At 44.0% G+C, this 14,254-nt stretch carries 9 protein-coding genes, 1 tRNA gene and 4 pseudogenes; 11 read left to right on the top strand and 3 right to left on the bottom strand.

Translation table 11 applies throughout. The features are described 5' to 3' along the window. Window positions 1–697: 697 nt before the first annotated feature. Entirely contained in the window at window positions 698–895 is a 198-nt protein-coding gene (locus tag H6G48_RS03940; RefSeq protein ID WP_190719288.1) for a hypothetical protein, read from the bottom strand. 510 nt (window positions 896–1,405) lie between these two features. On the opposite strand from H6G48_RS03940, the gene H6G48_RS03935 reads away from it, so the two are divergent. Then, window positions 1,406–2,146, top strand: a complete 741-nt coding sequence (locus H6G48_RS03935; RefSeq protein ID WP_190719287.1) for a class I SAM-dependent methyltransferase — start codon at window positions 1,406–1,408, stop codon at window positions 2,144–2,146. A gap of 20 nt (window positions 2,147–2,166) precedes the next feature. Here H6G48_RS03935 and H6G48_RS03930 read toward each other — a convergent pair. Then, a pseudogene (locus tag H6G48_RS03930) lies at window positions 2,167–5,178 on the bottom strand (hybrid sensor histidine kinase/response regulator). A 106-nt stretch (window positions 5,179–5,284) separates the two neighbouring features. Here H6G48_RS03930 and H6G48_RS03925 point away from each other — a divergent pair. After that, the gene (locus H6G48_RS03925; protein WP_190719285.1) at window positions 5,285–5,947 is read left to right on the top strand and encodes a class I SAM-dependent methyltransferase; all 663 of its coding nucleotides are present in this window, start codon (window positions 5,285–5,287) and stop codon (window positions 5,945–5,947) included. Between the two features lie 125 nt (window positions 5,948–6,072). Here H6G48_RS03925 and H6G48_RS03920 read toward each other — a convergent pair. Further along, window positions 6,073–6,159: transfer RNA gene (locus H6G48_RS03920), tRNA-Ser, on the bottom strand. A gap of 246 nt (window positions 6,160–6,405) precedes the next feature. Here H6G48_RS03920 and H6G48_RS03915 point away from each other — a divergent pair. The 9 genes and pseudogenes from H6G48_RS03915 to H6G48_RS03880 all read left to right on the top strand — a co-directional run. Beyond that, window positions 6,406–7,347, top strand: coding sequence for a homogentisate phytyltransferase (locus tag H6G48_RS03915; RefSeq protein ID WP_190719264.1), 942 nt, complete (start codon window positions 6,406–6,408; stop codon window positions 7,345–7,347). Then, a pseudogene (locus tag H6G48_RS03910) lies at window positions 7,344–9,593 on the top strand (hypothetical protein). Before H6G48_RS03915 ends, H6G48_RS03910 begins: the two are co-directional and overlap by 4 nt. A 164-nt stretch (window positions 9,594–9,757) precedes the next feature. Beyond that, window positions 9,758–10,126, top strand: coding sequence for a 2Fe-2S iron-sulfur cluster-binding protein (locus H6G48_RS03905; RefSeq protein ID WP_002760814.1), 369 nt, complete (start codon window positions 9,758–9,760; stop codon window positions 10,124–10,126). A gap of 14 nt (window positions 10,127–10,140) precedes the next feature. Next, on the top strand, window positions 10,141–10,962 hold the full coding sequence (locus H6G48_RS03900) for an inositol monophosphatase family protein (RefSeq protein WP_190719261.1): 822 nt from the start codon (window positions 10,141–10,143) through the stop codon (window positions 10,960–10,962). 98 nt (window positions 10,963–11,060) lie between these two features. Beyond that, window positions 11,061–11,252 (top strand): annotated as a pseudogene (locus tag H6G48_RS26005) (hypothetical protein); the annotation flags it as partial. Then, on the top strand, window positions 11,210–12,163 hold the full coding sequence (locus H6G48_RS03895; RefSeq protein WP_190719258.1) for a J domain-containing protein: 954 nt from the start codon (window positions 11,210–11,212) through the stop codon (window positions 12,161–12,163). The pseudogene H6G48_RS26005 and the gene H6G48_RS03895, both read left to right, overlap by 43 nt. Before the next feature lie 455 nt (window positions 12,164–12,618). After that, on the top strand, window positions 12,619–13,095 hold the full coding sequence (locus tag H6G48_RS03890; RefSeq protein ID WP_190719255.1) for a YbjN domain-containing protein: 477 nt from the start codon (window positions 12,619–12,621) through the stop codon (window positions 13,093–13,095). Continuing rightward, on the top strand, window positions 13,058–13,819 hold the full coding sequence (locus H6G48_RS03885) for a lipoate--protein ligase family protein (protein WP_190719251.1): 762 nt from the start codon (window positions 13,058–13,060) through the stop codon (window positions 13,817–13,819). Before H6G48_RS03890 ends, H6G48_RS03885 begins: the two co-directional genes overlap by 38 nt. Window positions 13,820–14,144: 325 nt before the next feature. Continuing rightward, window positions 14,145–14,254, top strand: a pseudogene (locus H6G48_RS03880) (photosystem II D2 protein (photosystem q(a) protein)); the annotation flags it as partial.

The following is a 14,254-nucleotide window of genomic DNA, read 5'->3' as shown; positions in this document are numbered from 1 at the left end:
CATTTTCAGGCGTGCGCTTAAGTCTCTCATGCTGACGATACTTTTATCCAGTGCAAAACCTATCCAACAGGACACAAAAGTAAATGTACTTAATGCGGGATAGTCATTTTTGGGGAGTGGCTTGAGAAGCTCTTTCATTAGTTTTGGGAAAATTGTTAGCATGGCTTATTCACATTTATTGGTGTATATTTACTTTGTTTTCTTATCTATAATATCAAATTTTGTACGACTTTTTTCCCCGTTCAACACTTCTGCCAAGGCACATATCCGTAATGTAGAGTTATCCAGTCACCATTTTGTACAATCTCTTTGGAAATTTGTGCATATATAGCTTCATCCCAATCTTCTAAACTCCTCTGTCCTAATTTCCCCAGCAAGATGATTGCCGATAGAGAAAACAGTAACCAGAGAGTGGGATCTTTAAATTTCGATATAATGACTTGGATTTGTTCAGTTTTTAGCATGGAATTAAACAGACTAATTATTGTATTGAAGGATCGCAAATGGTAACAGTTTTTTTCCAGTTCACAGCTTGATTCATGGTGCTTATTTATTTGATTATTTTCTTTCTGTTTTTAGGATAGTAGATCAAAATGACCTCCTCAGGACAAAAGATTTTTGTGAGGTTAAAATGTCAAAAAAATACCAAATCACTTTCACTCAAGATTGCTCATCTAAGATGCCCATAAATTTCAGGTTAATTAGCAATGTTTTCTAGAAAGCCGAGAAGATTGCTTACACTAGGATAATCCTTGATATAAACCGTCCCCTGGCTGGCAGAAAACCACAGACATTCTACCAAGATGTTATCAAAAACTACCAGAATTGTAAAGTAAATTGACAAGCAGTGACTACAACAAGCAAAAACCCTCACCCTGATTACAGCGTTTTTCATAAAGATGAAGTATAACCGGATAGGGCATCGTCTCGGAGTCTCCCCAAAACCAAAACCCCATAGCTCACCATTAAGATAACTGCTATAATCATCATCTCTGGCTGAATCAGGTCACGAAGACCTTTAATCGATATGCGTATCCGATTTATTATATAGCGTTTTTCAGTCTGCTGAGGTACAAAAGTTATGGGTTTTAGGCAAAAGGCAAGAGGCAAAAGGGAAGAAAAATAGGTGTACCTCACTAGCTTAGGAAACGATATAGATTAATGCACAATTAATTTTTGAGGGTTCAACAACGGCAAAAATAAGGATTAAATTGCCTAAAATCTGTCAATAGACCATTTAGTTGATTATTATTCATTCTTGATTCTCCTGACGACCGACTACCGACTCCTAAACCTAACAACAATTTTTGATTTTTACAAGAGGTCTATTGATTCGATGTTTCTGTTAAGATGTCTTTGTACAATGATCGGCAGCTAATTTCAATGATACCTCACTGGGTTTCTAATGATGATCAAACGAATTCTTATTATCGTCACCTGCCTAATGCTGCTTTGGTGCAGTTTTGGATTATTAAATTTTACCTACGATGCTTCAGTTTTAGCGCAAGAGGAATATTATCAGATTCGATCGCTTCATAGTCGCGATGGTATCGGTAAATTTTATCTAGGACGGGAAATCGCTAAAGTCATGGGACACCAAGAAATGTTATGGTTAGAACGTCCTAGTCGCCGTTTCACGGAAAAACCCGATGATCTGATCACCGCACTACATTTAAAACCCACAGACCTAGTGGCAGATATCGGCGCGGGGACAGGTTATTTGAGTTTTCCTATGGCGAATTTAGTAGAACAAGTTTTCGCTGTCGATGTGCAACCGGAAATGTTAGGGGCAATTGATTTTTTAGCCGAGGAAAATCAAGTGAAGAATATAACCACAATTCTCGCCACAGAAACCGATCCCAAATTGCCTATAAATGCGATCAATTTAGCTTTAATGGTCGATGCTTATCACGAGTTTTCCTCTCCCCGCGAGATGATGGAGAATCTGGTCAAATCCTTAAAACCCGATGGTAGGGTGGTATTAGTAGAATACCGTCGTGAAAATCCCCTGATTCCCATCAAGGCCCTTCATAAAATGACCCGCAGACAGGTAGAAAAAGAAATGGCCGCTATCGGTTTAGTGCCAGAAGAAATCATCGAGACTTTGCCCCAACAACATTTAATGATTTTTCGGAAAACAAATTAAAATTAGCCAGTTAACCCAGGCTAATCTGCGGGACTGTCTTTTTGGATTAACACCTCACCAGCGATTAAACGTTGGGCTGCCGACAGTAAAACATCCTCAATATAGGGCTTGACAAAATAACCTTTTGCCCCTTTAGCAGCGGCGAGATGCTGCATTTTTTGCGACCCTCGCGAGGTAATCATCGCTACTGGTATCCCCTGAAGTTGTTCATCCTCTTGCAGACGAGAGAGCAATTCTAACCCATTCAGGCGAGGCATTTCGAGATCGCAGAGAATCAGATCACAAGCTAATCCAGCCCGTAATTTTTCCCATGCTTCTAAACCGTCTCGGGCCTTTTCAATGCGATAACCAGCTTTAACCAAAGAAATCGCTAACATTTCCCGCGCCGTTACCGAATCATCGACAATCAAGACCCGAGGAGTCGATTGTGCAAAGAAATTAGCGGGATTACTGTCAATAATCGTTGTATCGGGGGATCAAGACGGGTTAGGAGTCGCTTTAATACTATTAGCTAGTAACACTTCCCCCGCAATCATTCTTTCAGCTGCCGAGAGTAAATCTCTTTCCGTGTAGGGCTTGGTAAAATAACCACTAGCCCCTAATGTCGCCGCCACCTGACGATGACGTTCCGCTCCTCGGGAAGTCAATAAAGCAACGGGAATCGAGGCTAATTGGGGGTCTTTTTGCAAATTATAGAGTAATTCTAGGCCATTCATGCGGGGCATCTCGATATCGCAGAAAACGATATCACAGGGCAAACCGCCGCGTAATTTTTCCCAAGCTTCTTGACCATCCCGGGCCTGTTCCACACGATAACCAGCTTTACTAAAGCTTAAAGAGAGCAATTCCCGGACAGTAATCGAATCATCGACAATCAGAACCATAGCCCCCGATTTTTGCCTAGTTTTCACCGCTACGGGGGGGAGAGGTTGGCGCCAAGGACCACCGTTATCGGTACGCAGACGACCCCTGGCGATGTCGATTAACTCTAACACATCGCCGATCGGCATCACCGTACCATCGCCCAAAACCGTCGCCCCAGCAATCCCAGCCGTTTTCGGAATCGGTCCTTCGATCTGTTTGATGACGATTTCCAGTTCACCGATCACTTGATCCACCTGTACTGCGAGGAGATTATTACCACCGCGCAGGATCACGATCGAAAAAGAGTCTTGCTCCTGTTTGCCAGTATAAAAACTACCGCGACTTAGTTGCCGATTGTAGGAAAGCAATTCGCTCAAGGGTTGGAAGGGTAGTAAAGTATTTTGCCAGACAACGCAGCGCCGTCCCTCCCTATCCATTTGGATATCGCTGGACCGGAAATCCTTCATATCTTCCACTCCGTCCATGGAGAACCCGATGCGCGCATGATTACTAACACAACAGAGGGCCTTACAGATACTCAGGGTTAGGGGTAAACGGATGGTAAAAGTGCTTCCTTTGCCCAGTACCGAGTCAATAGTAACGGTCCCGCGCACATCGATTAAACTGGTCTGCACCACATCTAAACCCACCCCACGACCAGCAAAATCATCGGCCTGATCTTTGGTACTAAAACCGGGGTGAAAGAGGAGTTTATAGACTTCTTGGGGACTGAGGTGTTCAGCTTCCTGATCGCCGATCAGGCCTTTTTCGATCGCCTTGCGTTTCACCTGATCAGCATCAATACCGGCCCCATCATCACCAACGGTGATCACGGTTTGATTCCCCTGTAGGAATGCCCGGACAGAGATGGTCCCGAGGGCAGGTTTCCCTTTGGCCATGCGTTCTTGGGGTGATTCAATGCCGTGGGTGATCGCATTGTTGACCAGATGGGTCATGGGACTATTGAGATGTTCGAGGATCATCTTATCGATGAGAACATCACCCCCTTCCACTTTTAATTTGGCTTGTTTATCGAGTTTCAGGGAAATATCGCGAATTGCCCGGGGTAGGCGTTCGGCGGCTTGACTAAAGGGAACCATGCGCGATTTGGTCATCCCTTCCTGTAGTTGGGTGGTGGCCTGTCGCAGACTGCGCGTCACCTGATCGGTTTCATCGACGACAAATTGAAGATCAGAGGCCGATTCTCGCACTCGTACGATCAATTCGATCATCTCTTGGGATAATAAATGGAAATCGGTAAAACGGTCGATCTCTAGGGCATCTAGTTCGCCGGCCATGGCCGAATCCCCCTGATTTTCTCCCTGAACTCTACCGTAACCGATGGCACCACCGGAATTGCGACTAGCCAGTAAAGCCCCTTCTAGGAGGCTTCTTTCATAGAGATCCTGCATCCGACTGCCCACATCACCCAGATGTTGGACGCAGGTTAGCAAATTATCTAAAAAGAGACGCAGGCGATCCTGTTCCTCTTCAAGGCGATTGCGTTTAACCACCAGTTCCCCGATCAGATTGCTGAGGTTATCCAATTGTTTGATCGGCACCCGCATCGTCTGTTCAAAAGCTTTACTGACAAGGGGACGCAGGTTTTTTGACCCGACTGGCGCACTGACACTGGCCGCCGGATTTGCTGCCATCACCTGATTGGTTTCTTCGAGGAGTTTTTCTAAATCCTTGAATTCATCCTCTAGGAGGCTTTCTGGGGCAATTTCCAGTGATTCTAACCCTGTCAGAGGTTCCACCGCAGCCACCAGGTCCACTGCTGGGGATTCCCAGAGGAAGGCCTCTAGGGATTCAAAGATGTCTGGTAGTGGCGGTTGCGCCGGTGGCGTGGGTTTTTCCAGAAAAGCTTCTAAGTCTTCGAGGCTGTCGTAAAAATTGGGGTGGCTGATGGCTATAATTGCTTCTGAGTCTGGAACTGCTGCATCTTCTAGCAGCAGAGATGCGAGATCATCCCCATCTTCCAGTTCCGCCTTGGCAGCCGGCTCACGGGTAGAATAAAGATTATTAGTGGCGGATTCTTCCCAATTGATACTATCGCCAAAAAGTTCCTCTAGAGCCTCGTCACCGTCGGCGTCTTTGTCTTCTAAACTCTCTAACAGCTGTTCGAGATCCTCGTTAAAGAGATGATCCGAGTCGGGTTTCATCATGATTTGCTTCCTGCCAAGTCTTCCTTTTTGGTCAACCAATACGCTCTCTCTAGCTTCAGATTACCCAGAATTTTACTCGATAACTCTATCCACTAGCAATTTTTTTATGGCTAATCAAACTCTTGGACTCGATCGACAATTTTATTCCTATTATCAATCTATCTGTCTGCGAGAATCTCCTATTTTAGCTCAATTACGTCAAGAAACTGCCTCTCAACCCCTAGCAGTCATGCAGATTGCCCCCGAACAAGGTCAGTTTATGGCTTTTTTGGTACAGGCGATCGGGGCGAAAAAAACCCTAGAAATAGGGGTTTTTACCGGTTATAGTTCTCTAGTGGTGGCCTTAGCTTTACCCCCAGAAGGCAAGCTGATCGCCTGTGATCTAAGGGAAGAATATACCAGTATAGCCCGCCGTTATTGGCAGCAGGCCGGTGTCGCCGATAAAATCGATTTAAGAATTGCCCCGGCCCTGGAGACTTTAGATCAATTAATCGCCGGGGGAGAAAGTAATAGTTTTGATTTTGTCTTTATCGATGCCGATAAAAGTAATTATGATCCCTACTACGAACGGGCGTTACAATTGGTCAGAAGCGGCGGAATTATCGCCATCGATAATGTTTTTTGGTCGGGACGAGTAGCGGCGGCCGATAGCACCGATAATCGCACCAAAATTATCCGTTCACTTAATGCCAAAATTCAGCAGGATCAACGGGTCAATATCAGTATTATTCCTATTGGTGATGGTTTGACCCTGGCAATGAAAAAGTGAAGAAGTCGATTTTTGTTGTCTAAATTTAGTTACCAGTCGCCAACCACCCAGGACAACGCTAGATCTCTTAAGACAGTTGACCAAAAATTATGGCTGAGAACGACAGCACTAAATTATCAGTTCAACGGAGAGGGTGGGATTTGAACCCACGTTAGGTGTTACCCTAAAGCAGATTTCGAGTCTGCCGCATTCAACCACTCTGCCACCTCTCCACAGGGTTTGAGTCTGGATTATCATTTTAACAGATTACTTGTCCTCGGATTGATTTTTTTTGATCGACCTCTTGCATAATTGATTTTTGAGGGTTTAAAAACGTCAAAAATAAGGATTAAGTGGCATAAAATATCTAAATAGACCATTTAATTGATTATTATTCATTCTTAATTCTCCTGACGACCGACTACTGACCACTGACTCCTCACCAACCACGACAATTTTTGATTTTTACAAGAGGTCTGATGAATCAAGCTCCTTTTCTTCCAGTTAACCATCCCCAGCCTAACTTTCTCCACTGGTTAGGGAGTCTCTGGAAATTTTCCCGTCCCCATACGATTATCGGCACTTCTTTAAGTGTTTTAAGTCTCTATTTAATTGCTTTGGGCAATATTAGCGATTTTTTTAGCCATTGGTCGGTTTTATTGCTCACTTGGGTCGCTTGTCTTGCTGGTAATGTCTATATCGTCGGTTTAAATCAGTTGGAAGACATCGACATCGATAAAATCAATAAACCCCAGCTTCCCCTCGCCAAGGGCGAATTTTCTCGGTTAACAGGACGGTTAATCGTGGTTTTAAGCGGTATTTTAGCAATTATACTGGCTTTTATCGGTGGTTTTTGGCTGTTAATCACCGTGGGGATTAGTTTACTCATCGGCACTGCCTATTCCTTGCCACCAGTGCGTTTAAAACGCTTTCCCCTCTGGTCCGCCTTCTGTATTTTTACCGTCCGAGGTGTCATCGTTAATTTAGGTCTTTTTCGCCACTACAACACAGTTATTAATCAAAATCAGTCTATCTATCCCTCGGTCTGGGTTTTAACAGCTTTTGTTCTCGTTTTCACCGTTGCGATCGCTATTTTCAAGGATGTTCCTGACCTAGAAGGCGATCGCATTTACCAAATTACCACTTTTACCCTGCTTCTCGGTCCTCAAAAAATCTTAACAATTTCCCTATTGACAATTTCTCTATGTTATGCGGGTATGATTGCCGTCGGTCTCTTGGGGATAAACGGAATTAATTCTTCTCTGGCCATTGTCGCCCATCTGCTCCTACTTGTTCTTCTTTGGTGGCGTAGTCGCAGAGTAAATTTAGAAGATAAAAGCGAAATCAGCCAATTCTACCAATTTATTTGGAAATTATTCTTCCTAGAATACCTGATATTTCCCCTCGCTTGTTTAATATGAAAATATCTCCTTTTTTAGCGGCCATTCCCTTACTTTTGCTAGGTGGTACAAGCGCACCAAGTCAAGAAACCATCGATCCGCAACTATTAACCGGCAACCTTCGTTTAACCCTGAAAAATGGTGTTTGGAAACTGTGGCAAGATCAACCCGTTGATCAAAATCTTACCCTAGATTTAAGCTGTGATCACGCTGTTTGTCAGCCGTCGGTGTGGGGATATGCGCTCAAATTCAATAAAGAAGTGGATCACCAAGGTACGGTAAAAGCGATTAAATTAGACAATGCTTGGCGATTACAGGTGAAAATGAACATTCAAACTCACCCTTGGCAAGCGGAAGTCAGGGAAGCTATCTATAATATCGAAATTGTCCCCTACCAAGACCAACTTATCGGCAGTTATCAAGGCACTTTAGGGGGAAGAAGACTACAAAACCAAGTTAATGGCACAATTTCCCCTTTATGGCCTAATCCTGTCCCTAATCACCAACCCCTACAACCGCGAGAACATCCCCGTTTAATCTTTCGCAAGTCAGAATTAACTAATCTCGGAGAAAAAGCAAAAACTCCCATCGGTCAAACTATTATCGCTCAATTAAACAACAGTTTACAGGAAAAAATTTATGACGATGGTTATGTTCCTAATGGGGGTTATCATGCCACAGGTCATTGTTTTTTAGCAATTTTAAATCAAGATAGAAAATCAGCAGAAACCGCCTGGGAAATTATCGAAAAAACCCGTAAAAATCGGGGAAGGAGAGTCTTAGAACAAGCACCAATTGTCGCTGGAGTCGCTCTCGCCTAGGATCTTTGTTATGATTTTTGGGGAGAAAAGCGCCAACGGGAAATTACTCGCTGGTTATCCAGTGAAAGTAAAAAACTTCTCAAAGGTGGTTCACCCAAAGATGGATGGAATGGAGAGGCAGTTAGTAACTGGAATGCGCGGGCCAGAGGTGCGGCAGGATTAGCCAGTTTAGCGATTCTCAAGGAAGATTTACCGCCCGATTCTCTCTATTCTCCCTCTGCACAGGTGGAAATGGCCAAACGTCACCTAGAACGCTATTTTACCACAGCTATCGGCGATCGAGGATTTGGCACGGAAGGAGATTTATACAGCACCGAACCCATGGTTATCGCTGTTTTTCCTTTTCTGCAAGGGTATCGAAATAGTCTCGGATTAGACTTAGTAACCGGTTCTTCGGCAGCCCAATTGATCCCTCATTATTTAACCAGAATTGTCCCTAAAAATGGTCAATTATTGATTCCTGCTTATGGCAGACATCAGATGTTTGTAGGAGTGTCTTTATTAACTATCGGATTGGGAATTACCGATAAATCATGGCTGCCAGCGCTAAAATGGCGATTACAAGGACAGGAAAAACAACTTTTTCACCCCCATTATCCTCATATTGCCCCTTTTCTTCTCGCTGCTTATCCATCTAATCTTATTCCCGAAAATCCCGAACGCCAACTTTCCCGGGTTTTAGTTGATCAACAAAAGGGATTTTATGCTTTTCGTAATCGCTGGCAAAATGAAGAGGATTTTGTCGCTAGTATCTATCTCAAACAGCAACCTTTTGTGGGGGGATGGTCTTTTCCCGATGTCGCTAGTGTGAGAATTTGGGGACTAGGAGGACATTGGGCGAGTTTTGAGGGATCAAAAGGCGACTGGAACTCAGAAAATACCGTTATTTTCCCGAAAAACCCACCTTGGCGACAGGCAAAACCGATATCTTTTCAATCTAGTCCCGATGGTTCGGGAGTAATTACGTTAAAAACTGATAAAATTAGGGTTAAAGGAGCTAATAAACCCCTAGAAGTTGCTCTAGTTCGCTCTTTCGCCGTCGATTACAGTCTATCCTCTGGTTCCCCCGGATTATTCGTCTTGATGGATAAATTATTAGGTAAAGTCGATCAACCAGAATTTATTAATAAAACTTGGGTGATGAATACCCAGGGAAATGTTACTCTCGGAAGAAATAGTTTTACTATCACTCAAAATCGGGCAAATATGCAGGGAACTTTTATAACTCCCGTGACTTTAAAAGTCGAGAAAACTAATACAGGTGAGCGCATTTTAGCCACAGGCAGCGAGGAATTTTTTCTGGTGATGACCGTACAAAAAAGTCGTCCCCCAGCAGTTAAAATTATCGGTAAGGGATTAGATGCGATCGTGCAAATTGGCTCCCAGGAAATCTCAATTATCGACGGTGCAGTTAGATTAAAAGAGATGAATTTTCAAGAGCCATAAAAATTAGCAAGTGACCAAAGAAAAGTTAACAGTTGTCAAGGGGCATTTGTAAAGATGATGACTATTTGAGCAATGATTTATGATATAATCAAGACGGCTGACCAAAATAGCCCCTAAATTTAGAACTATCTAAATTGCATCTATAATTTCCGCCTAACTAAACTATGACTAAATATCATCAAATCACCGTTCACAATCGTCAGACGGGCGAAAAATTTGTCACCACCGTTCCAGGGGATAACTATATACTGCACAGTCTGGAAAAACAGAGTCATCAATTACCCTTTTCCTGTCGCAATGGAGCTTGTACCAGCTGTGCGGTCAGGGTATTATCGGGAGATATCCATCAACCAGAAGCGATCGGACTATCGCCGGAATTAAAAGCCAGAGGTTATGCTTTACTTTGTGTCAGTTATGCCCGTAGCGATATGGAAGTAGCCACCCAAGACGAAGATGAAGTCTATGAATTACAATTCGGTCGCTTTTTTGCCCGTGGGAAAGTGCGTTTTGGTTTACCCTTAGATGAAGAATAGATTAAGGATTAATCGTGCCAGATACCAGCAGCCAATTAGAAAAATACCTAGACATTGCCAGCGAAGCCGCCCTAGCGGCGGGAACAATTATCGAGGATAATTGGGGTAAAATCGAGACAATAGAAGAAAAAGGGCGATCGGGCGATTTAGTGACGGAAATAGATCGTCGAGCAGAAACAGAAATTCTCAAAATTATTGGCCGTCACTTTCCCGAACATGGGATTTTAGCGGAAGAATCGGGAAAAATGCAAGGGAGGGACAGCGAGTATCTCTGGGCGATCGATCCTCTCGATGGAACCACCAACTATGCCCACGGTTATCCCGTATCCGTCGTCTCTATCGGACTACTGATCGCAGGGATAGCAGCAGTGGGAGTCATCTATAACCCCTTTAGAAAGGAACTATTTCGGGCAGCCAGGGGTTTGGGGGCCACCCTGAACCGTCGTCCCATCCATGTCTCCCGGACGAGTGAACTAGAAAAAAGTTTACTGGTGACGGGCTTTGCCTATGATCGTTGTCAAACCCCCGATAATAATTATGCCGAATTCTGTTATCTGACCCATCTGACCCAAGGGGTACGCCGCAGCGGTTCCGCTGCCAAAGACTTAACTGATGTGGCCTGTGGGCGCTTAGATGGTTATTGGGAACGAGGGATTAATCCCTGGGATCTGGCCGCGGGAATTATTCTGATCGAAGAAGCTGGGGGTAAAATTAGCGCCTACGATGAGAGTCCTTTTCTGATAGAAACGGGGCGAATCCTGGCCACTAACGGACAGATTCACACCCCCTTAAGCCAAGCTCTGCAAAAAGCCGCCTCTTGGAGTTTTCAGTTTTAATTCTTTTAATATTTATTGCGATTATCGGCTCTTCGGTTGGTGTTATGCAATAGACGGGGGTTATAAGGGATGTAACCCTTATATAGAAAGGCATTTAGCGATTTTTGTCAATTGTTTTTGATCTAGAGCGAACTAATCAATTAAGTCTCTTACCAGATAAGGATTTAGTCGATTTATGCCCCCCTATCGAACCATACCAAGTAACGAAGAACCCGATTATCATTGTGATTAGAGTAGGACCCGCTGTATGCCTTTTCCGATTTCCCAGGGATTATTTCAATTTGATTTAATCGATCACTTCGCTGTTTTAGGAGTGTCGATCGATGCCGAACATGAGGAGATTCGCGAGCGTTACTTAAAAATTGCCTATAAACTTCACCCCGATACCTGTCGCCTTTACACCCCCGCCGAAAGGGAACAGGCTAATCAGTTACTCGCCAAATTAGTTAACCCAGCCTACGAACATCTAGGCCGTGACCTATCTCGGGAAGAATTCCGGCTTATTTTAGCACAAATGGGCAAGGCAATGGCGAGAGATGCGGGTAAAATCACCATCAGTAGCGAACCGGCTAGAAAACTAGCCCAATCTAGCGCTAACTATGAATTAGCCTATCAAAAAATCCTGCAATCCTTGGCGATCAATCAATATACCGCCCTAGAAAATACCTATCAGAAAATCGCCCAACTCAGTGAACTCAATCTGGTTTATCTGATGTTAACCGAAGGTCAGGGCAACAAGAAAACCACCCGGAAAGTCTTTATCTCCCAAGGCAATCCTAACCAGTCCGAGTTAGTCGGGGCTACTTTCATCACGGCAGCCGAGGCTAAAGCCAAAGAATCGCCCCTAGAAGCCTATATTCGCCGCGCCCAAGCCTCTCTTGACCAAAATAACCCCGCCCAAGCTTTGCGAGAATTGCGCGATGCCCTGCGGCAAGAACCAGATAATGGCATCTGTCACGCCCTGCTCGGTTTAGCCTACCTGCAACAAAATCAACTCTCCATGGCCCGGGTTCATATCAATCGCGCCTGGCAAGTCAGCCCCAAAGATGCGACGGTGATTAGGTGCAAACGGGAACTAGATAAAGTAGTTAATCCTAATGTTGAAATGGAAGACCAGAAGGGACAAAAAAAGGAAGGGGATCGCAAGGGCGGTTTTTGGTCTCTATTTGGTGATAAAAAGAATAACCAGATCAAACCATAACGGTATAAGTATGATACCAAATTCTCATTTTAACCCGCGTGTTACCCAATGCGGGTTACAGGAGAAAAGAAACGATCAGCCCGAGACTCAAGCTCAAAATAGACAGACAAAACAGATCTACCCTGATCAGTAATAGTTAGGGTTTGCGGCAAAAAGTTTTTCGTGGGGGCAGGGTGTGGGGTGTGGGATCTAGGGTTTTACCCATTTTCAGGGGGTCAATTACCTAATTTTCGGGGAAAAAGTGCCTAAATTTCCCCCCTGATCACTCCAAGGGCTGGCACTTTTTGATTTCAAAAAAGCCTAAAGATATTATCCAACGAGGTTTTTAGATTTATTCAGCAGACCCTATATAGAGAATGGTCAAGCCCCTGTCTTTTCGCTGTTTACTGTTTGCTGTTTACTTTTTTCTTTTCTCTTGGGATAAGATTGTGATCGATCGAGTTTAGGGAATTTTTATGACCACGGAAAGTTTAGCGACTTCAGAAGCAATAGAGTCAATGACCGATGAATTTCTGGCTAGTACGAGCAGTCACCAAGAAATGATTGAAATGGTTATTTCTACTCTGCAGCAGAATGATACTGCTATGGTACAACATACAGACAAAGGTTATCTTTGGAAGTTTCAGTATGGTAGCGTTGAGGTATTTGTACAGTTAACTGGGGAAAGCGATGATGATTTTCTAACGGTGTGGTCTTCTGTCCTCAAATTACCCGTTAAGGATGAATTGGGATTAACCCGCAAGTTATTAGCGATGAATTGTGCCGAAACCTTTGAATCTCATTTTGCCATTATGAATGATCAGGTGGTGGTGATTTCTCAGCGCACTGTGGCCGATTTGTCTGCTGGGGAGATTTCGCGGGCAATTACTCTCGTGGCGACGGTGGCAGATAATAATGATGAAATGTTACGAGAATCCTTTGGTGGCAGCTAAAATTTGGCGTTATATCCCTCCAATTATCTCATCGGCAGAGCTACAAATGGCGATCGATTCTTGGTTACTAGAGCAACACCGTTGTGGTCATCATCCCCCGACTCTGCGTTTTTATCAATGGTCGCCCCCGGCTATTTCCTTGGGCTATCATCAACGGCAATATCCCGATTTTTGGCGTAATTTGACTTGGCAAGGTCAAAAAATCTCCCTAGTTCGTCGTCCTACCGGTGGACGGGCCGTACTACATCAGGGGGATTTGACTTATATGGTGGTAAATTCGGGGATGAAGGGGAATGTTAGGGAAGTTTACCAGCAAATCTGTCAATTTTTAATCACAGGCTGGCAAAATCTCGGTCTGGAATTGTCCTACGGTGCTGCCGGCCGGGGATATATCCATTCTGCTAACTGTTTCGGTACGGCTACCGGTGCGGATTTAGTCGATAATTGGGGAAATAAATTTATTGGGAGCGCCCAACTGCAACGGGGTTCCTCGGTTCTCCAACATGGTTCGATAGTGCTAGAGCAAGATAATTCGCTGTTTGAACAAGTTTTCGCCAGTGCTGCCCCTAAAAAGCTGAATTTAGCCCCAGATTTGACCCTAGAGACCCTTATCGCTACCCTGAAAACCGCCGCCGAGGATTGCTTTGATTGTCAATTGCTAGAACAACCCCTCGAGGATTGCGAGTGGCAATCAATTAAAAAAATGAATATAAATACTCATTGACAAAAAAGTTTTTGTGTGCATAAAAAATCAATTATGAGTCAAGTTGTATAGATTTGTAATTTTTTGCTAATAATGAGTAAAGGTAGATAGAGGCCGCAAGGAACCAAAGTCTTACCGAACTCGAAATTATTGTCTAGCTTGTGCTAGTTTAAGAAACGTTAATCTTTTACAGTTTGTGAGGATTAACGAGCGATCGCAGCTAGTTTAGTTAAGCTAATCCAGTCAATCGATCGCGCCATCTTATAAGACAATGGGAGTAATCCCAGACTCAAAAAAGTTAAGAAATCTTGCCCGTGATTTCAGTTAAGCAAGAGGAAAAATACCCATGACCATTGCTGTCGGACGCGCCCCAGAAAGAGGGCTGTTTGATGCTCTCGATGACTGGCTCAAAAGAGACCGTTTCGTCTTCATCGGTTGGTCTGGTTTACTACTCTT

The sequence above is a fragment of the Microcystis flos-aquae FACHB-1344 genome, assembly GCF_014698375.1.
Classification (GTDB): Bacteria; Cyanobacteriota; Cyanobacteriia; order Cyanobacteriales; family Microcystaceae; genus Microcystis; species Microcystis aeruginosa.
The sequence above is the reverse complement of the archived record's forward strand: the minus strand, read 5'-3'. Positions and strand labels throughout refer to the sequence as shown.